Annotated in this window: 18 protein-coding genes and 1 riboswitch; of the genes, 16 read left to right on the top strand and 2 right to left on the bottom strand. The window is 44.5% G+C overall.

Annotated features, from left to right (window positions below; all coding sequences use genetic code 11):
* Positions 1-286 precede the first annotated feature (286 nt).
* Both R7Q41_RS06610 and R7Q41_RS06605 read left to right on the top strand, forming a co-directional pair.
* On the top strand, positions 287-1,828 hold the full coding sequence (locus R7Q41_RS06610; RefSeq protein WP_031777160.1) for a hypothetical protein: 1,542 nt from the start codon (positions 287-289) through the stop codon (positions 1,826-1,828).
* A 12-nt stretch (positions 1,829-1,840) separates the two neighbouring features.
* Entirely contained in the window at positions 1,841-2,530 is a 690-nt protein-coding gene (locus tag R7Q41_RS06605) for a hypothetical protein (protein ID WP_031778833.1), read from the top strand.
* A gap of 90 nt (positions 2,531-2,620) precedes the next feature.
* Here R7Q41_RS06605 and R7Q41_RS06600 read toward each other — a convergent pair whose 3' ends face one another.
* Positions 2,621-3,622 (bottom strand): AraC family transcriptional regulator, encoded by a 1,002-nt coding sequence (locus R7Q41_RS06600; protein WP_053304538.1) that lies wholly within the window; start codon positions 3,620-3,622, stop codon positions 2,621-2,623.
* 107 nt (positions 3,623-3,729) lie between these two features.
* Here R7Q41_RS06600 and R7Q41_RS06595 point away from each other — a divergent pair, with 107 nt between their 5' ends.
* From R7Q41_RS06595 to R7Q41_RS06530, 14 genes are all read left to right on the top strand, one after another.
* Positions 3,730-4,056: an MFS transporter gene (locus R7Q41_RS06595; protein WP_017635162.1), complete on the top strand. Its 327-nt coding sequence runs from the start codon at positions 3,730-3,732 to the stop codon at positions 4,054-4,056.
* Positions 4,056-5,279, top strand: a complete 1,224-nt coding sequence (locus R7Q41_RS06590; RefSeq protein ID WP_064354863.1) for an HlyD family secretion protein — start codon at positions 4,056-4,058, stop codon at positions 5,277-5,279. Before R7Q41_RS06595 ends, R7Q41_RS06590 begins: the two co-directional genes overlap by 1 nt.
* A gap of 101 nt (positions 5,280-5,380) precedes the next feature.
* On the top strand, positions 5,381-6,703 hold the full coding sequence (locus R7Q41_RS06585) for an AarF/ABC1/UbiB kinase family protein (RefSeq protein WP_318144425.1): 1,323 nt from the start codon (positions 5,381-5,383) through the stop codon (positions 6,701-6,703).
* Between the two features lie 112 nt (positions 6,704-6,815).
* Positions 6,816-8,162: a magnesium transporter gene (locus R7Q41_RS06580; RefSeq protein WP_017635159.1), complete on the top strand. Its 1,347-nt coding sequence runs from the start codon at positions 6,816-6,818 to the stop codon at positions 8,160-8,162.
* An 804-nt stretch (positions 8,163-8,966) separates the two neighbouring features.
* A complete protein-coding gene (codB, locus tag R7Q41_RS06575) occupies positions 8,967-10,205 on the top strand; it encodes a cytosine permease (protein WP_053349281.1) in 1,239 nt (412 codons plus the stop codon).
* Positions 10,206-10,214: 9 nt separating this feature from the next.
* The gene (locus R7Q41_RS06570; protein ID WP_053349282.1) at positions 10,215-11,492 is read left to right on the top strand and encodes a cytosine deaminase; all 1,278 of its coding nucleotides are present in this window, start codon (positions 10,215-10,217) and stop codon (positions 11,490-11,492) included.
* Positions 11,493-11,740: 248 nt separating this feature from the next.
* Positions 11,741-12,379 (top strand): HD domain-containing protein, encoded by a 639-nt coding sequence (locus R7Q41_RS06565; protein WP_017819864.1) that lies wholly within the window; start codon positions 11,741-11,743, stop codon positions 12,377-12,379.
* Positions 12,380-13,138, top strand: coding sequence for a helix-turn-helix domain-containing protein (locus tag R7Q41_RS06560; protein ID WP_213895780.1), 759 nt, complete (start codon positions 12,380-12,382; stop codon positions 13,136-13,138).
* A 146-nt stretch (positions 13,139-13,284) separates the two neighbouring features.
* Positions 13,285-15,138 (top strand): MFS transporter, encoded by a 1,854-nt coding sequence (locus R7Q41_RS06555; RefSeq protein WP_213917199.1) that lies wholly within the window; start codon positions 13,285-13,287, stop codon positions 15,136-15,138.
* 117 nt (positions 15,139-15,255) lie between these two features.
* Positions 15,256-15,873: a hypothetical protein gene (locus R7Q41_RS06550; protein WP_005373653.1), complete on the top strand. Its 618-nt coding sequence runs from the start codon at positions 15,256-15,258 to the stop codon at positions 15,871-15,873.
* Between the two features lie 104 nt (positions 15,874-15,977).
* A riboswitch (FMN riboswitch) is annotated at positions 15,978-16,118 on the top strand.
* Between the two features lie 113 nt (positions 16,119-16,231).
* On the top strand, positions 16,232-16,888 hold the full coding sequence (ribB, locus tag R7Q41_RS06545; RefSeq protein ID WP_005373655.1) for a 3,4-dihydroxy-2-butanone-4-phosphate synthase: 657 nt from the start codon (positions 16,232-16,234) through the stop codon (positions 16,886-16,888).
* Positions 16,889-16,993: 105 nt separating this feature from the next.
* Positions 16,994-17,539: a glutathione peroxidase gene (locus R7Q41_RS06540; protein WP_213885444.1), complete on the top strand. Its 546-nt coding sequence runs from the start codon at positions 16,994-16,996 to the stop codon at positions 17,537-17,539.
* A gap of 10 nt (positions 17,540-17,549) precedes the next feature.
* Positions 17,550-17,993, top strand: a complete 444-nt coding sequence (locus R7Q41_RS06535) for a DUF3429 domain-containing protein (RefSeq protein ID WP_005396352.1) — start codon at positions 17,550-17,552, stop codon at positions 17,991-17,993.
* Between the two features lie 152 nt (positions 17,994-18,145).
* On the top strand, positions 18,146-18,391 hold the full coding sequence (locus R7Q41_RS06530) for a hypothetical protein (protein ID WP_005373664.1): 246 nt from the start codon (positions 18,146-18,148) through the stop codon (positions 18,389-18,391).
* A 69-nt stretch (positions 18,392-18,460) separates the two neighbouring features.
* Here the strand turns inward: R7Q41_RS06530 and R7Q41_RS06525 are convergent, their stop codons facing one another.
* Positions 18,461-19,060 carry a thiol:disulfide interchange protein DsbA/DsbL gene (locus R7Q41_RS06525; protein WP_054576130.1) on the bottom strand — a complete coding sequence of 200 codons (600 nt, stop codon included), beginning with the start codon at positions 19,058-19,060 and terminating at the stop codon, positions 18,461-18,463.
* Between the last annotated feature and the right edge of the window lie 76 nt (positions 19,061-19,136).

Here is a 19,136-nt window from a genome sequence, read left to right as displayed (position 1 = left end):
ATAAAACGCAGGCTTACATACGCTTACAAACCATACATATACGATAATCCTAATCATTCTATACCCCTAAAACCATGCAATAACCTGAGGTTTTATTCATTATCAGAATATAGCTTCACATAGAAAATAAAATTCGGAATAAAAATCCACTATATTTTTAAATATATCGAATAATAGGTCTTACCAAAAAACAATATCAACATATATGACTTAGTTTGCTTATATAGACAGGACTTTATGTTGCTTCTAAGTTTCCTGCTCTAATAAAGTCTACGAGTAACATGAAATGAGATATTCCAAATTAACACCTTTAGCCATATTTTGCGCGATAAGTCTAACTGCTTGTGGCGGCAGTGAATCTAATTCGAAACCATCGACAACGACACCTCCAACACCACCAATGCCAACATTGAGCACTGTCACAATCCCAACTGTCGTTTCTACAGAGTTTCCGGCCAAGTTAAAAGTGGCTGCTGATTCGGGCTTCACCCACTATGTGAAAATCTCCCTTTCCGAAGCAAACAACAACGATACATTTCACATTGTGGCTGTTGATGACGGTGCGAATAATGAAAAAATCTTTCGTGCAGCCAAAATCATCCAACACCTTCTCACAAACCAACCAGACTCTAAGTACGGTGCTGACAAGTCTCGTATCGCTAAGACATTAGCCGAGCGTGATGCCACACTAATGCTGACCGAAAACGACGAACAGAATGATGAGATGTTAACCAAAATCTTTATCAACGAACTGATTCGCCAAGGCAAATTGAACGATGCAGTTACAAGCTCGGGCTTAGCACACTCTTTTGATACGAGTTCTCTAGAAAAGTTTGTTGTAAGCATGATGGTACTTAACGAAGATGATATGGATACACTTGTCACATCTATCGCGTCAACATTAGTAACTAGTAAAGAAACACCAAACTGGCTAAGGAATAGCCAATCTTTAATGTATCGAGAACTGACAGTTGAAGGCGATTGCCATTACATGAGTAATTTTGCCGATTACTGCGCCAATCTTGGTAAAAAAGCCGAACGAGACGCCGCTTTTGAAGAAATTTTACACTTGGTCCAAGCGCAAGGTATTGCACCTAACACGGCGACTGCGGCACTGCAAAATGACATTCAAGCTCATGCGTTAAGCATCTATAACGATATTCAATCGGGCAAACCGACGGTGTGGCGCCCTACTCAGTATGACTGGGACGATTGGAAATCGGACGACTTCGATCCTGAAAGTGTGAAACAAACGGGCCCTTCATATTCTCACGAATATTTTGCTGCCGCTTTTGAAGCTTACATGGGTGTAGCAAAAGCAAACGGACATGGTTTAGATGGCTACCAAGCGTTAACGCGTGAAGAAATGCAAACCCAAGATCCACAAGCCGTTGATTGGATCAGTGGCTTATTCCACGGATACTTGCAATATACCGCGAATATCGACTCTGCGGGCGTCAAGCTCTACACAGAAAAGACAAGTCCAGGCACAGTACCTACCTTCCGTATGGCTCCCAACAAAGACGGTTTGATAGAAGCGTACACCTACAAATCTCAGTGGCTAACAAAAGTGAAGATCATTGGCGGCGACGCGATGAATGTGATCGGTAATGATCAAAACAATACTTTTGAAGGCAACAGCAAAGACAACAGCATTTATGGTGAAGGCGGTATCAACACCTATATCGTGCCACACAAACTGGCGGAATGTACTGTTATCAAAGCAAAGAGCGTTTCTGTTGAGTGCCCGAGTACAGGCACTGACGAGTTGTACGACATTCAGAACATCCAATTCACCGACCAAACCCTAGATGTAACCAAGCTATAAACAATGAAAAACATGAAGAAACTTATTCTATTCGCTCCCTTGCTCCTTGCTGGTTGTGGTGGCCTAGCCGTCATGGATCGTACTGATGCCGTAAAAGCACAACCAGAAATGCTGATCAAAACCGACGGTGATTTTTGGGGATTCGGTGCAGATGGCCATTTTGATTTTGCTGGTAAGTACAAAGGCAAGTATTCACGCAGTGCTTCTAACTCAAGTTGGTTTAACCGTATCTCTTTCAAAGAAGGTTCAATGGGCGCAGAAGTGACTCGTATCGACAGCGGAGAAACTTGGCTTTTGAACTGCACCGGAGGCGGTATGTCGGTTAACTACATGGGCGTCGATTTTGGTGGGAATGATCCTTACACCTGTGACATTACTCAAGATGGTAAAAAAGTCGGTGAGTTTGCGATGGAGCCAAAATCGGCTCTCATCGACATCAGCTTTGAAAAAAAAGAGACAGGCGTAGTGCGTATTGGTAGCACCCACTTTAATGTAGAAACTGTACATACTAGTCCTGACGCCATGATGGCGGTAGACATTCCATTGGGTTATAGCTTTAAGGAGGGCACACAAGAAATTGCCGCAGTGCAGACGAACGGTACCATTGCGGTACAGATGCTCCCTGAACTTAGCGAACAAAAAAAGGATGTAATTGCCATCGGCGCTGTTGCAAGTGCACTAAGTTGGCGCCCTAAAAAATAGCCATTACATAAAACAACAACACACAAAAAAACAAAGCCCTCTATTTTTTGAGGGCTTTTATTGCTTGTACTCATAGAGATAAGTGGAGCACTACTTCTCTAATCTTCCCGTATACTGCTTGGGCGTTAATCCACGATGTTTCTTAAACATACGATTGAAGCTCGCCACATTGGTGTAACCAAGGCGCGTGGCAATGTCATCAATACTCACGCGCTTACTCAACAAACCAGCTGCAATATTACTCAATACATAGCCAGAAACCGTCGAAAAATTGAGCCCTAATTTATGCAAACGACGTTGAAACTGCTGTTCAGATAAATCAAGCAGAGAAGAAACGCGCTCTAACGTTGGCAATCCATAATGGCTGCTGTAATTCACCACTTCATAAATCACTTTCAACTCATCTTCTGGGTCGGGCATATTAAGCAAATCATCCAAATCGGAAAAACTCATCGCTAGACGGCTGTCTTCTCGATGGCTCACTTGGCGAGAAGCTAGTCGGTCATCTCCCGGGATCCATATCTCTGTTTTTGGCTGACTCCATTCCACCTCGCAGCCGAAATATTCCCGGTATCGCTCAGTATTTTTTCTCGAGCCTGAAACCTTGACACGTAAAGGCTGGTAATCTTTGCCAAGAAATTCGCGTAACACCTTAATCATAAATACCGCACAGCGGATACTATCGTGCACCTTTACTGACGTTTCTATAAACGGGTTGTGGTAAGTCCATTTGATGATTTTACCCGACTGTTCGCCAGCAAAAAACGCCCCTGATTGTAGGTTGCTCACACCATAATTCACTCGCCGAATGGTACTGGCTAAATCATTGCCGGAGAATAACCAGCGTCCCACTGGCCCTAGCTTTTGCAGTTCAATACCTCGGCTGAGACTCAACACCACATCCGGGTCACCACTGGCTTGTTCAACACAACGGTACCATTCCGCAACGGCTTTTAGCGGGATCAGTGTCATTGGGTTGCGAAACACCGATGCTGGGATCCCTAACTCATCCGAGTCCAAATTGTATTTAGATAACGCGAGGTTATGCATGTTTAGAATGCCCATCGCACGAATAAACCGAACCGTTTTCATAACCAATCACATCAAATTTAATCCTATAGTGATTGAATCTGTCACAAAGAAAGCCGCAAATCAAATTCAGATCACAATACGCCAACAGTTTGATAGAGGAGTGTTTAATGAGTTTACTGAGTGTCCCATTTGTCGGTACAGGCGCAGATACGGCGTTACATGTTGTCGCTGCTGTCGTTTTAATCGCGAGTGTCGCGGGCGCGTGTTACGGCTTTTGGAAAATCCATGAATTACCTATCAATAAAGCACACAGCAAAGACCATCATCAGATAGGGCTCATCACTGCGCTGACCTGGATAGGGTTTGTCTGGCACTGGGTTTGGGTGCTAGCCGTGATCTTTGCATTCGTTGATATGGAAAAAGCCATCATCAATCTGCGTGATACATGGAAAAGTAAACCGCAAACAGAAACACAGCCAAAAGAGGAAGCATAATGTTAGAAGGTTTAGCGGTATGGGCACTCTTCATCTATCTGTTGCGTTTGGTTGGCATGCCTTGGAACAAAGCAACCAAATCGTTCGCTTATCTTGGCGGCTTGGGTTGGCTAATGTTCGTCTGGGTAGGTTTGATTAACTTCACCCCGATGGATTTATCCGGCGGTTCTGTCGTGCAGTCACCACACATCCAATTGCGTCCAGATTCAACCAATGTAAAAGGTAAAGTTGACCACATTTACATTGAGCCGAATCAGAAAGTTAAAGAAGGTCAGCTAATTTATGAACTTGACCCAACGCAATACAAAATCGCATTAAATCAAGCGAACGTATCCGCTGATTCTGCTCGCGTTGCATTAGCTACAGCAAAAGGCGACATCGAGATTGAAGAAGCTAATCACGAAGCGCTAGTGCAAGATCTAGAAACATCAAAGAGCCAGTTGGAAGCGGCCAAAGTTGACTACAAATTGCAGAAAAAAATGCTAGATCGTTATGTTGAGCAAAACCGAGTGGTGCAAAACACCATCACGGAAAGCGACATCGACAAACAATCGAGTGCGGTTGATATGGCACGTCACAACGTGTTAACCCTTGAGTCTCAAATTAAGAAGAAACAAGTCGATATTTCCCGAGCAAAACTGGCGATTCATAAAGCCGAGTTAGCGGTTGAAACGAAACAAGCTGAGTTGCGTCAAGCGGAAGAGCAAATTGCAAAAGCACAATGGGATTTGAACAGCACAAAAGTTCATGCCCCAACAGATGGCTTTGTCACCAACTTTATCCTGCGTGAAGGTCAGCGTGTATCGATGATGCCGCGTATCAACATGTACACTAACGAGAAGTACGTGCTGATGCGAGTCAACCACCAGGCGATTCGTAACATCAAACCGGGTCAGCCAGCGGAATTCTCTTCGTCCGTTTACCCAGGTAAGATCTTCTCAGCGACCGTCGAAGGCATTGTTGAAGCAACAGGTGAGTCACAAGGTAATCTACTGGGTTTCGATGATTCCGTACGTGTCACCACTGGAAAGAACTTACAGAACAAACACCACTTTGTTCGTCTTAAGATTGATGAGCCAGAAGGCTACGACATCCCTGTTGGCTCTGTTGGCCTCGCATGGGTCAGCGGTGAAAAACCGATAGGCTTCATGGCCTTCTTGGATGTGATTCGCGGGATCATCATCCGAATGAAGTCTCAACTGTACTTCTTCTACTCTATCTAAACTCGCAAACCGCCAGTTACGCTGGCGGTTTTCTTTTCATTTGTATCCAAACATATCCTTTTCCCGTATAACAATTAGTTAGTAAATAGCGGAGAAGATTCATGTCGGCAAAGGAAAGAAGCCTACCTACCCATCGCATCTCAAGATTCAGCAAGTTCGCTTCACTTGCTACCCGTGTCGCAGGCAATGTGATTACAGAAGGCACGAAGCAGATAGCCAAAGGCAACAAACCAAAAGCGAAAGACCTCTTGCTGACGCCACAGAACATCGCGCGTTTAACTGACCAACTTGCTCACCTACGTGGCGCTGCAATGAAGCTTGGTCAAATGCTGTCAATGGATGCTGGTGATGTTTTAGAACCTGAACTTGCCGATATTCTTTCCCGTCTTCGTTCCAACGCAGACCCAATGCCTGCAAAACAACTCAACGCAGTAATGGAAAGTTCGCTAGGAACGAATTGGAAAGCTGAGTTTCTGTCATTTAACTTCAAACCAATCGCCAGTGCATCAATAGGACAAGTGCACCAAGCTTACAGCGATGCGGGCGATAACCTAGCCGTCAAAGTGCAATATCCGGGCATACGGAAAAGTATCGATAGCGACGTCGATAATGTCGGTACACTGCTCAAGGTCGTTGGGTTGATTCCCGAGTCTGTCGACTACAAAGGATTGCTCGAAGAAGCGAAAAAGCAGCTACATGACGAGGCCGATTACGCACGAGAGGCACAATTTGCCATTCGTTATCATGACGCTTTGAAGGAGCACCCTCATTTTGTCGTACCGAAGATTCATACTGAAAGTTGCTCAGACTCCGTTCTCGCGATGGAATTCATTGATGGTAGCCCGATTGAGCAAATCGAACATTATGATCAGAGTACACGGGATTTTGTCATGCACAGCCTACTCGAATTACTGTTTCGAGAGCTGTTCGAATTTAAGATGGTACAAACCGACCCAAACTTCGCCAACTACTTATATATCGAAAACACTCGTCAAATCGGCTTGCTAGATTTCGGGGCGACCCGCGAATACAGCGAACGGTTCAGTACCGGCTATCGCCAAGCTTTTGCGTCTGTCGTGAATAATGACGAACAAGGCTTGAATAATGCGCTTGAACAAATAGGCTTCTTCAGCCAAACCATCCTTCCAGACCAGCGCCAAGCGATTCTCGATCTAGTGAAAATGGCATGTGAACCGATGTTAGTTGATGAGCCTTATGACTTTAAAGCCAGTGGCTTAGCACAAAAGCTTCGCGAAGCTGGCACTATTTTAAGCATGGAACAAGAATACTGGCATACTCCACCAGCAGATGCCCTATTTTTGCACAGAAAAATAGGCGGAATGTACTTGCTGGCAGCCCGTATTGGCGCAAAAGTGAACATTCGCCAATTGGTACAGCCATATCTCACCATCAACAGCAAATAGCCTATTGTTTTTCTGTTACTTTCAAGTACCTTGAGCAAGGTTAAGATGCATAGTTGTGCATCTCAATAACATGCCATACTTCCATAAAACGAATTAACTATCGGGGTACTCGGTGAGCAAGTTTCAAGATCTCTCCACTCTAATCCAGCAAATTGGCCAAGCCGAAGAAGCGGATCAAGTCGCAACGCTCAATGAATCTATTGAAGCGGGCCTCGAGCCCGGCGCGGTTGCCCTGATTCTAGAAGCATTTCCAATCGACGATCGTGTTCGCTTATGGCGAGCTTTACCACTAGAGCTACATATCGACGTGTTAACGGAAATGCGTGCGGACGTACGTTTCTCTATCATCAATGCGTTATCTGAAGTCGAGCTAAAACTCACTCTCGCTAAACTCGACAACTTATCGCTCATCGAATGGGCCGATTCGTTACCAGAGTCGATCATAAACGAAGCGCTCTCGTTGATAGAAAAAGATGAGTTGGAACTTTACGATCAAGCAAACGAGTATGCTGATGAAGAACTCGGCCACTGGGCTGAACGTAAGATCATCACCCTTCCCTTCAACATTACGATTGGGACAGCTAAGCAGTTAATGGAGCGCTATAGCTACGACACGCCTCAACAGGTATATCTGATTAATCGTAATAAACAGTATCGTGGAACGGTCAATTACTTCGATATCTTACGTGGTGACCCCGATATTCGCTTAAAAACACTCGTTATTGAGGCAGTGACGGTTCTAGACAGTAAAATGATGCTTCCTGAAGCGGTAGAGGCATTAGAACACAGCACACTGCCCGCTCTCCCTGTAACTGATGCAGACCAAACACTGATCGGTGAAGTCGATTGGCAGTTTGCATTGAGTACACAGCGTGAAATCTACGAAGCACGTTTGATGGCCGGTACAGGTATGGATGAAGGCGATGACTTGTTTGCGCCAGTATTAAAAAGCTCGCAAAAGCGCGGTGTTTGGTTAGGCATCAATCTGCTTACTGCGATTTTGGCGTCTGTCACTATCGGACTATTTGAAGATGTAATTGCGCAGGTGGTGGCTTTGGCGGTGCTCATGCCAATTGTTGCATCCATGGGGGGCATTGCTGGCAGCCAAACGCTCACTCTAATGATTCGTGCGATGGCGCTTAATCAGATCACCCCAGGTAACCGCTTCAAGCTTTTGAAAAATGAGTTGGGTATTGGCTCTCTGAACGGCATTGCTTGGGCGTTAATCATCGGCGGGCTCGCCGGATTGTGGTTTCAATCTCCGGTTCTTGGGGGAACCATCGCGCTGGCCATTATCGTCAATATTATTACCGCAGCTTTATTTGGTGTGCTGATTCCCATTATTCTGGATAAGTTTAAATTGGACCCCGCTTTGGCTGGCTCGGTGATTCTAACAACAGTGACAGATGTAGTTGGTTTTTTCGCCTTTTTAGGAACGGCGAGTTTAGTCATGCTTTAAAAGGTTCATTGTTTATTAATCAATCATTAGCATAATAGAGTCAAATTGCATAACGCAGTTGCAAATTGCAAACATTACTCAAACTTTAAGCAACGCATGTCACAGAAACTACGTATTTTAGGGCATATTAAAGTTGGCACAGTAACTGCATTATATAAATCGACCCTTCTTAAGCCGAGGGTCACCTAGCCAACTGACGTTGTTAGTGAACTTGATTTTGTTCACATGTATATAAGCCAATCGCACTCTTTGCGGTTGGCTATTTTTTTATGTGGCTATTGCCCTCTTATCCTCTGACCGAGCTCGGTTGTACTTTTCTTACCCACAACAGATTGTTTACTGTTTATAAAATTCAAATATTCGCCCACTAAGCCATTAGAAATACCAGCTTCAACAAAAATAAATCACCAAAACAAAATAAAACCAAGAAAACACACCCAAAAAAGAACAAATAACGTCCAAACCAAAAACCTCATCATGAAATCGTTTTCTTTTCATAGAAATCGACTGAACAATCTAGAGTTATAGATAAATTTAATCCATAAACATAAATAGCAATTCAAAACATTCATTTCACATAGAAAACCTGTCTATAAATCATATAAAACACGTAAAAACAAACTTTTTACCTTTATAAGAAAAAAATCAAGCCATTGTTATTAAAAGAAAAAATAGACATCAAAAACCAAGCAAACGTTTAAACTGCAATTTTATCATTGACTATTAAATTTACATCACGATAATACGCGCCGTTTGCCTGAAATCAGGTGCTATAATTTAATGTTTCAATGTGCGGAGGTAATAATGGCTGGAGACAATAATTACAGTCTTGGACCAGTTCCCAACACGGCCAGAAAAGGCGTGGCATCACTTACAATGGTGATGTTAGGACTCACTTTTTTCTCCGCAAGTATGTGGACTGGGGGTTCTCTCGGTACTGGGCTCTCCTTTAATGATTTTTTCCTCGCTGTTCTCATCGGTAACCTAATCCTCGGTATTTACACTTCTTTCCTCGGTTACATCGGCGCTTCTACTGGTCTCTCTACTCACCTTCTTGCTCGTTTCTCTTTTGGTTCTAAAGGCTCTTGGCTTCCTTCCGCTCTTCTTGGCGGTACTCAAGTCGGGTGGTTTGGAGTTGGTGTCGCGATGTTTGCGATTCCGGTGCACAAAGCAACGGGCATCGATACCAATACTTTGATCCTCGTCTCCGGTTTGCTCATGACCGCGACCGTTTACTTTGGCATCTCCGCACTGATGGTGTTGTCAGCAATTGCCGTTCCTGCCATTGCGCTACTTGGCGGCTACTCTGTCATCGAGGCAGTAAATAGTGTTGGCGGTATAAGCGAACTACAACAGGTTCAACCAACCGAGTCACTCGATTTTTCAATAGCTCTCGCGATGGTTGTCGGCTCTTTTGTCAGTGCTGGTACATTAACGGCGGATTTCGTACGCTTTGGTAAAAAGCCGCGCAGCGCCGTGATGATCACCATGGTGGCATTTTTCATCGGTAACTCGTTAATGTTTATCTTTGGCGCGGCAGGTGCATCGGTGACGGGTCAATCAGACATCTCTGAAGTGATGATCGCGCAAGGTCTTCTTATTCCAGCTATCATCGTTCTTGGCTTGAACATCTGGACGACCAACGACAACGCGCTCTACGCATCGGGGCTTGGATTTTCCAACATCACAGGCTTACCAAGTAAATACATCTCAATGGCGAACGGTCTTGTTGGCACACTTTGCGCTATCTGGCTCTACAATAACTTTGTTGGCTGGCTGACCTTCTTATCGTTGGCAATTCCACCGATTGGCGGCGTGATCATCGCTGACTTCTTCACGAACCGTAAACGCTACGCAAACTTTGAAGCCGCCCAATTCCAAAACGTTAACTGGGCTGGCATTATCGCTGTCGTGATTGGCGTTGGTGCGGGACACTTCCTGCCTGGCGTAGTGCCGATTAACGCTGTACTTGGCGGCGCAATTAGCTTCCTGATTCTTAACCCTATTCTTAACAAAAAAGCACTGGCTACACAGCCAGCGTAAGGAACCATCATGACAACACTACTGATCAAAAACGTAACGCTAAAAGGACAAGAAGGTCTGCAGCAAATTTTGATTGAAGATGGTCAATTCAAGCGCATTGAAAGCAACGATGTGGAGCTTAGTCATAACGGTGACATCATCGATGCTGAAGGCGGTATGGCGGTTGCGCCTTTCTGCGAGCCACACATTCACTTAGATACAACTCAAACCGCAGGCGAGCCTAGCTGGAACATCTCTGGCACATTGTTTGAGGGTATTGAACGTTGGGCTGAGCGCAAAGAAATGCTGTCGATTGAAGACGTGAAAGCGCGCGCAAAACAAACCTTAAAATGGCAGATAGCAAACGGCGTACAACACGTTCGTACCCACGTCGATGTTTCAGACCCTACCCTAATTGCCCTAAAAGCGATGGTAGAAGTGCGTGAAGAGATGAAAGAGTGGGTAGATATCCAAATCGTCGCCTTCCCGCAGGAAGGAATTCTCTCTTACCCAAATGGCAAAGAGCTGCTAGAAGAAGCCGTCAAATTAGGTGCGGACGTGATTGGCGCGATTCCACACTTTGAATTCACACGCGAATATGGCATTGAATCGCTGCACTACGTGTTCGAATTAGCGCAAAAATACGACCGTCTGATCGACGTGCATTGTGATGAAATCGATGACGAACAATCTCGCTTCGTTGAAACACTGGCAGCATTAGCGCACAAGTTTGATATGGGGAATAAAGTCACGGCCAGTCACACCACAGCGATGGGTTCCTACAACGGTGCATACGCATCTCGCCTGTTCCGTTTATTACGCATGTCCGGTATCAACTTCGTGGCAAATCCATTGGTGAACATTCACTTACAAGGCCGTTTTGATGATTATCCAAAACGTCGCGGCGTAACACGAGTGAAAGAGATGCTGAATGCCAACATCAACGTCTGCTTTGGACACGATGATGTATTTGACCCTTGGTACCCACTAGGCACTGCAAACATGCTGCAAGTGCTGCATATGGGTCTGCACGTGTGTCAGGTGATGGGTTACGACCAAATCAACAACTCACTGGATCTGATCAGCAACAATTCAGCACGTACACTGAACATTCAAGACAAGCACGGCATTGAAGAAGGCAAACCAGGTAGTTTACTGATTCTTCCCGCAGAAAATGGTTTTGACGCAGTACGTCGCCAAGTGCCGGTTCGCTACTCTGTTCGTCACGGTAAAGTGATCGCAGAAACACAGCCTGCGACAACTCATATTCATCTTGAACAAGCAGAGCAAGTAACGTTCAAACGCTAAAAAGATCGGCGAAACGAAAAAGGCCTGACGACATCGTCAGGCCTTTTTTCTACTGGTAAACATCACTGCTCGCTCTGTCTATTCTTGTCTCATAAACCACTGAACACATTGAAAGGCCATATAAAACGGCTGAGTACCAAACGTTGCACAAGGTTCTGGTGGCTGAATCTCAATTACACCATCGCACTTGGAAATTATTCTAAGCGTTGGGCATACTTCTGACTTCATTTTAGTTGTAGATATGAACCATGACGTCATTAAGCCAGATAGAACCGCAATTTTTGGAATTTATGCAGCAAGAGATGCAAGTAGATGCAGCTCATGATCTTAAACACGTAAAACGCGTGGTCAAAACAGCGAAACAGCTCTGCAAAGAAGAAAATGCAGACATCGCGATTGTATTACCGGCTGCCTATTTGCATGATTGCTTTACTTACCCGAAAGATCACCCAAATCGCAAAGAGAGCTCAATCATCGCAGCCAAAAAAGCGGTCGCATTTTTAGAGAGTATCGATTATCCGCAGCAATATCATGATGCCATTGCTCATGCGATAGAGGCACACAGCTTTAGCGCAAACATCAGGCCAAATACGTTGGAAGCCAAAATCGTCCAAGATGCCGACCGTCTGGACGCTTTAGGCGCAATTGGCGTGACGCGATGCATTCAAGTCAGCACTCAATTTAACGCGCAACTTTACAACGACAGCGATATATTTGCCGAAGAACGTGAACTTAACGATAAACAATTCACTCTGGATCACTTTCAGACCAAGTTATTCAAAATCGCTGAAACCATGAACACAGAGTCAGCAAGACGCGAAGCGCAAAAACGCAAAACCTTTATGCAAACGTACCTAGAGCAGTTACACGACGAGGTAACAGCGTAAATGTCAGAAAGCTATACGTTAATTAAAGAGCTTAAACGCCAACTAAAGTTAACTGGGCTGCATTATGCCGATGTTGCACAACACCTTGATTTAAGTGAAGGAAGCGTCAAACGTTTACTCGCTGAAGGTCAGCACATTAGCCTTGAGCGCTTAGAACGAATTTGCCAATTGATTGGTTTAGAAATGGCGGAACTATTTAAGCTCGCGGCTGCGCACAATAAAGGTCTGGAGTCGCTAACGTTAGAGCAAGAAAAGCAGCTGGTTAACGATAAAGCCCTGCTGCTCGTGGCGATCTGTGTTGTAAATGGCTATCAGTTTGAACAAATCGTTCAGCAATATACCTTCAATGAGTTGGAACTGGTGCAAAAGCTTGCTCATTTGGATCGGCTGAACATCATCGACTTGCAGCCAAATAACAAAATTCGTTTGCGTATATCTCCGACATTTAAGTGGCAGATGGGCGGCCCTATTCAACGGTTCTTCCAACAGCAAGTTCAAGACGCCTTTTTCCAAAGCTACTTTTCTGGTGAAGATGAAAAGTTCTCCATGGCAACAGGATTGATGAGTGTACCAACCAACAAGAAGCTACAACAGAAACTGCAAAAGGTCATCGATGAGTTTTATCAGGCTTGCCAAAGTGATAGCTCTCTCGATATGGACGAAAAACACGGCACCTCTCTGATTATTGCGATGCGTCGCTGGACGTTCCCTTTATTTGAACCATGGGAAAGAAAACTCACCAATAAGTCTCGCAATTAGTAACTCAATAAACAAATGGAAATAAAAGTAACGAATTTCGTTACTTTTGGTGGCATACAACGTCACTAGAAAGAGAAAGCTGGTTTAATCGTTCATTGAGCATAAAGTGCTCCCATCTCATTCGACTTTGTTTAATCGGGGCCCGTATGTTTTTCTCAAAACGCTTTTTTCCTTACTTTGTGACGCAATGCCTTGGCGCACTCAATGACAACATCTACAAAAACGTTCTGTTATTGATGGTGACATACAGCCAAATTGATAACCTACCAATATCCGTCAATCTATTCGTTAATTTGGCGGCAGGCTTATTCATCCTACCTTTCTTTCTATTCTCAGCGCATGCTGGTGCCGTCGCTGACAGCATGGACAAAGCCAAATTAATCCGACGTCTAAAGCTCATCGAGCTGGCTATCATGTCTTGCGCAGCAACCGCTATTGCCACCCAAAGTGCCATGCTGATGCTGGTTCTGCTGTTTATGACAGGCACTCAATCGGCCTATTTTGGCCCCGTGAAATACGCCTTACTACCACAAGCGCTCAAACCAAATGAGCTTGTTAAAGGAAATGCTTGGGTTGAAATGGGCACGTTCCTTTCGATTCTTATAGGTACGCTTAGTGCAGGCCTGCTGCTATCCATTCCTAATGGTACCTTGATTGCTTCTTGTACCGTGATTACCTTGTCTTTGCTTGGGTTCATGAGCAGCGTGAATATTCCAGCGATGCCTAGCCAATCAAATGACAAAGCGAAGTTTGAACCGATTTCTGGTTTAAAGAACACGTTAAAAGTGGCAAAAAAGCAGAGAGGCATCTGGATGTCTATTCTTGCCATCAGTTGGTTCTGGTTCATGGGTGCGACTTACCTAACTCAATTCCCTAACTTCGCACGCGAACATTTGTTTGCAGACAGTACTGTCGTTTCTTTACTGTTGGCATTGTTTTCCATTGGTATCGCTACAGGCTCTTGGTTGTGTGAAAAGCTCTCTTTCAACCACGTTGAGCTTGGTATTTTGCCATTCGGTATCCTTGGACTGACAGTGTTTGGCGTCGACTTGCTATGGGCAGTCCCGAGTTATCCATCGCTTCCGGTGCACTTTTATGATGTGCAAAGCTTCGTTGCTGAATCCAAACATCTGCGCGTCATGATTGACCTGTTCCTTGTTGGTGTAAGCGGCGGTGTCTTTATTGTTCCTCTTTATGCGTTCATCCAATCGCGTTCAAACAAAGGGGAATGTGCACGTGCCATTGCTGCTAACAACATCATGAATGCATTGTTTATGGTGGTGTCTGCTTTGGTTTCGATCGTTGTACTCAGCGTACTAGATCTTTCTATTGTGGAACTGTTTGCCATGATGGCAATAGGTAACTTCTTCGTGGCAATCTATGTCTATCGTCAAGTACCGGAATTTACACAACGCTTTATCAGTTATTTACTCAGCCATTGTATGTATCGTGTGTCTGTAAAGGGGCGTCAACATATTCCTGAACAAGGTGCTGTGTTAATCGTGGCTAACCATGTTAGCTATGTCGATGCGTTGATTTTGATGGGAACCTCTACTCGCCCGGTTCGTTTTGTGATGGACAAGTCCATCAGCGAGCTACCTGTTCTTAAATATGTATTCCGTCATGCCGGTGTTATCCCGATCTGTTCTCCACGTAAGTGTGCCGACACTTACCGACGAGCATTTGAGGAGATTGAACAAGCACTTTACGACGGTGAGGTTGTCTGTATCTTCCCTGAGGGTCGTTTAACGTCTAACGGTCAATTGGGTGAGTTTCGCCCTGGTGTAGAAAAAATCCTTGAACGTAACCCTGTTCCTGTCATCCCTATGGCGTTAAAAGGGCTTTGGGGTTCTTTTTTCAGCCATAAAGGCGGACATGCTCTCACAAAACGACCGACTCGTTTTTGGTCAAAAGTGGATGTTGTTATCGGTGAAGTGTTAAGTCCTGCGTCTTTAAATCGTCATCAATTGCAACAACAAGTACAGGATTTACTGGGCTGAGTCGCTTGCTACAGCAGTCAAACTTTGCAGCAAAACGTAAATATGCACCACAAAGCACAAGTAGTTTCTTGTCAATTAGAGTAGGATATCTACGACGTCATAAATCTAGGAGGTATTATGAAAATCATCATCTTACATGGTCTTTATATGCATGGGCTGGTCATGCAGCCTCTTAGCCAAAAGCTGAGAAAACTCGGATACGAAACGCAAGTACTCAGCTATAACACCGTTGCTATCGATGAGTCTTCACTGTTTGATTCTATTGATCATTCGCTTAATCCACTGACCACAAACGTGCTCGTGGGACACAGCTTGGGAGGCTTGATGATTAAGCGCTATCTCGCCAACAGAAAACCGAGCACTAACTTAATCTCTCATGTTGTCGCTATCGGTTCGCCTCTGAAAGGCGCGTCCATTGTAGGTCGAATTCAAGATCTCGGATTGGGTGCAATTTTAGGCAATTCGCCACACCACGGATTAAACAAACATGATGACGCTTGGGATTTCCCTCAAAAACTCGGCAGTATCGCAGGAACGATGCCGATTGGCGCTCGCCCATTGTTGATCCGTAATGACAACACCATGTCGGACGGTACCGTTACCGTAGAAGAGACAAGACTGGACGGTATGCAAGATCATATCGAAGTGAAGCAAACGCATACGAGCCTGATTTACAACACCTTCGTGCCGCAGCAGATTGATCACTTTATTCGCACAGATTATTTCCGTCGATAGCACACTTTTCCATCATACAGATGGAATCGACTTTCCAAGCTATTCAGTTCGCAGTACTATCCTAGCTCCACTTCTTCACAACTTGGATGAAGTGGTACATTTTTAATTGTTCTCAGGGCGGGGCGAAATTCCCCACCGGCGGTATACTTTTTCAAGTGAGCCCGCGAGCGCTCGATTCGTCGAGGTCAGCAGATCTGGTGAGATGCCAGAGCCGACGGTTATAGTCCGGATGAAAGAGAATAAGAATACACCAGCATAGCGAGTCAGATCGCTAAGAATGCTGGTGCACTTCTTTTTGATCGTATTTTACGGCGATCTCTCATACCGCCCTGATTCTGGTGAAATTTAGGAGTTAACCATGAATCAGTCATCACTACTTGCCGAATTCGGCGACCCAATTACTCGCGTTGAAAACGCACTTATCGCTTTAAAAGAAGGCCGTGGCGTACTGCTTCTTGATGATGAAGATCGCGAAAACGAAGGCGATATCATTTATTCAGTCGAGCACCTCACTAACGAGCAAATGGCATTGATGATCCGCGAATGTAGCGGCATAGTTTGTTTGTGCTTAACAGATGCTCAAGCAGACAAACTGGAACTGCCTCCAATGGTGGTAAACAACAACAGCGCAAACCAAACCGCATTTACGGTTTCTATTGAAGCGAAAGTTGGTGTAACAACGGGTGTTTCAGCAGCAGACCGCGTAACGACCATTAAAACGGCGGCAAACCCGCACGCAAAACCGGAAGATCTTGCTCGCCCGGGTCACGTATTCCCTCTGCGCGCACGTCCAGGTGGTGTAATGACTCGCCGTGGTCACACAGAAGGTACGATTGATCTGATGCAAATGGCAGGGCTTCAACCCGCTGGCGTACTGTGTGAAGTGACCAATCCAGATGGCACGATGGCAAAGGCACCGGAGATCGTAGCATTCGGTCGCCTGCACAACATGCCGGTACTGACGATTGAAGACATGGTAATGTACCTGAACCAGTTCGAGTTGAAACTGGCATAGTCAGATCTCAGCTCTTGAAAAAAGCCGCGCATTTGTGCGGCTTTTTTGATCGATCCTCTTTGCACTTGAGTAGTTATACTTATTGAAAACAAGGGGAACAACACCATGAAAGAATTACTGAAACTCGCCGCTCTCGTTAGCTTTCTCTCCATGAATTCGCTTGCTCTTGCATCTGAGTGCCCTGATATTCTTCAAGGTAAGCAAAGGTTGTTAAACTCAACGGAAGAAGTCGATCTATGCGAAAGCTTTAAGGGAAAGACACTACTAATCGTCAATACAGCAAGCCAGTGCGGCTTCACTCCTCAGTTCGAACAGTTAGAAACCCTCTATCAAACTTACAAAGACCAAAACTTCACCGTTATCGGTTTCCCGAGCAATGACTTTCGACAAGATAGAGGAAGCGAAACAAACACAGCGAAAGTCTGTTATCTCGATTACGGGGTAACCTTTCCAATGATGGCACGCTCTTCAGTATTAGGTGTAGATGCGAACCCAGTCTTCAACCAGATTACTAACCAAGCAGGCATAAAACCAAAATGGAACTTCTACAAGTTTCTAATTAGCTCTGAAGGTAAAGTTATTGCTACTTTTCCAAGCTCCACATCACCGACAAGTACTACGCTTACCAATATGATAGAGCAACAATTATAAGGTGACGACCATGACAACACGCTCAACCATGCTACAACTCGGTTACTTAGGCCTGGTTCCATTTGTGTTTAGTTTAGGGCTGATTTTCACTGACATCTCACTCTTCAATTTAAGTGGTCAGCAATTTTTCATCGCATATAGCGCCGTTATATTAAGTTTTTTATCCGGCATCCTTTGGGGTAATGGCATTGAGCATTACTACCATCGCCTTAGCCGAAATATATTAATTCTCAGCAACCTTTTTGTCTTACTGGCTTGGGGCGCATTACTGCAGGGCCACAAACATTACGCAGTCGCAACCCTACTCTTAGCAATTGGGTACCTTGCTGTTTGGTATGCAGAAAAGCTCGTGAGGAAAGTCGAACAAGACGCCGAGCCCAAGGGATATCAAGGAATGAGGAGCAAACTGACCTTCGGCGTAATCGTAATGCACGGATTGGCTTTAGTTTCATAACCTGGTCTGTCCAGTACTAAGATCACAAAAAAACGTCTTTTTATAAAACAATGTTCATTTCGTGAATGCACACATATTTTGAACACTGTTTTGTTTCATTTATGAATCAATCCACATATAAGTAATTCAAAGCATTCACAAAGGATATGAATATGTTTTTTCGCAAACTTTTGTTTAGCACTGCGATGATCAATGCAACGACAGGTTGCGTGTCTTACCAGGCACAACAAGCCGCCGCTCAAACAGTAAATAATACAGGCGCTGTGCTTACCAATGTGATTAAAACCACGATTGCTCAGCCATGTAATGTTGCAATCACTGCTGCTAGCTTGTTTTATCCGCATGCCATATTTATGACTAGTGTTCCGACTCAAGCATGTACAAGCGTTCTAAGATAATACGAAAGTGATAAGCATAAAAATGGCGACTCTACCGTCGCCATTTTTAAGCTTCAATGCTATTTACAGTTACAGCGTCAATAAGTAATTAACTAATTGATTGTACTCGTCGTAAGTACGAATTTCGTTGGCCAAAACAATGTATTTATTGTTCACAACCACACCCGGAACCCCTCTTAACGTGCTGGCAGAGAATTGCTTATCAAAACCTTTCTGCATTGAGTTTACGGCGAAACTGTTGTACGCCGCATCAAACTTCTTACCTTCTACGCCATTATCAACGAAGAGTTGTTTCAGCTCAGCTTCGTCTTTTGGCGCTTGTCGCTTTTGATGAATTTGGGCAAACATGGCAGGAATCATTGTATCTTCAACTCCTAGCGACACCATCGTCGCGTAGGACTTGGCCATCGGAATCGCCATATCTCCGCCCATGAACCCCACATGCACCTTTTCAAACTTTGCCTCTTTTGGCAGAGCAGGTTTTAAACGCTCAATAAGCGACTCAAACTTGTAGCAATGTGGGCAATAAAAAGAAAAGAATTCCGTCACAACAGGTTTCGATGCTTTCTTAACATCCAGAACTTTGTAGTGCTTCCCTTCTTCAAATTGCGCTGCATGAGCGGTAAAAGTCAGTACAAGTGCACTACATAAGGCAAGTAGTTTTTTCATTGTTTATTTCCTTGTGGCATTCAAATGCCAAATCATTTCATTTGGTAAGAAGGAGTAAACCCCAAGTAATTTGAGA

Source organism: Vibrio sp. 2096, assembly GCF_033339595.1.
In the GTDB taxonomy this organism is placed as follows: domain Bacteria; phylum Pseudomonadota; class Gammaproteobacteria; order Enterobacterales; family Vibrionaceae; genus Vibrio; species Vibrio alginolyticus.
This window is presented reverse-complemented; position numbering and strand designations above follow the sequence as displayed.

What these genes read in the sequence shown, in the direction of transcription:
- R7Q41_RS06565 (WP_017819864.1), top strand. Translation starts at nt 11,741, where the DNA reads ATGACGTCATTAAGCCAGATAGAACCGCAATTTTTGGAATTTATGCAG.
- R7Q41_RS06590 (WP_064354863.1), top strand. Translation starts at nt 4,056, where the DNA reads ATGTTAGAAGGTTTAGCGGTATGGGCACTCTTCATCTATCTGTTGCGT.
- R7Q41_RS06595 (WP_017635162.1), top strand. Translation starts at nt 3,730, where the DNA reads ATGAGTTTACTGAGTGTCCCATTTGTCGGTACAGGCGCAGATACGGCG.
- R7Q41_RS06600 (WP_053304538.1), bottom strand. Translation starts at nt 3,622, where the DNA reads ATGAAAACGGTTCGGTTTATTCGTGCGATGGGCATTCTAAACATGCAT.
- R7Q41_RS06605 (WP_031778833.1), top strand. Translation starts at nt 1,841, where the DNA reads ATGAAGAAACTTATTCTATTCGCTCCCTTGCTCCTTGCTGGTTGTGGT.
- R7Q41_RS06525 (WP_054576130.1), bottom strand. Translation starts at nt 19,060, where the DNA reads ATGAAAAAACTACTTGCCTTATGTAGTGCACTTGTACTGACTTTTACC.
- R7Q41_RS06540 (WP_213885444.1), top strand. Translation starts at nt 16,994, where the DNA reads ATGAAAGAATTACTGAAACTCGCCGCTCTCGTTAGCTTTCTCTCCATG.
- R7Q41_RS06535 (WP_005396352.1), top strand. Translation starts at nt 17,550, where the DNA reads ATGACAACACGCTCAACCATGCTACAACTCGGTTACTTAGGCCTGGTT.
- R7Q41_RS06585 (WP_318144425.1), top strand. Translation starts at nt 5,381, where the DNA reads ATGTCGGCAAAGGAAAGAAGCCTACCTACCCATCGCATCTCAAGATTC.
- R7Q41_RS06570 (WP_053349282.1), top strand. Translation starts at nt 10,215, where the DNA reads ATGACAACACTACTGATCAAAAACGTAACGCTAAAAGGACAAGAAGGT.
- ribB (WP_005373655.1), top strand. Translation starts at nt 16,232, where the DNA reads ATGAATCAGTCATCACTACTTGCCGAATTCGGCGACCCAATTACTCGC.
- R7Q41_RS06560 (WP_213895780.1), top strand. Translation starts at nt 12,380, where the DNA reads ATGTCAGAAAGCTATACGTTAATTAAAGAGCTTAAACGCCAACTAAAG.
- codB (WP_053349281.1), top strand. Translation starts at nt 8,967, where the DNA reads ATGGCTGGAGACAATAATTACAGTCTTGGACCAGTTCCCAACACGGCC.
- R7Q41_RS06550 (WP_005373653.1), top strand. Translation starts at nt 15,256, where the DNA reads ATGAAAATCATCATCTTACATGGTCTTTATATGCATGGGCTGGTCATG.
- R7Q41_RS06530 (WP_005373664.1), top strand. Translation starts at nt 18,146, where the DNA reads ATGTTTTTTCGCAAACTTTTGTTTAGCACTGCGATGATCAATGCAACG.
- R7Q41_RS06555 (WP_213917199.1), top strand. Translation starts at nt 13,285, where the DNA reads ATGTTTTTCTCAAAACGCTTTTTTCCTTACTTTGTGACGCAATGCCTT.
- R7Q41_RS06610 (WP_031777160.1), top strand. Translation starts at nt 287, where the DNA reads ATGAGATATTCCAAATTAACACCTTTAGCCATATTTTGCGCGATAAGT.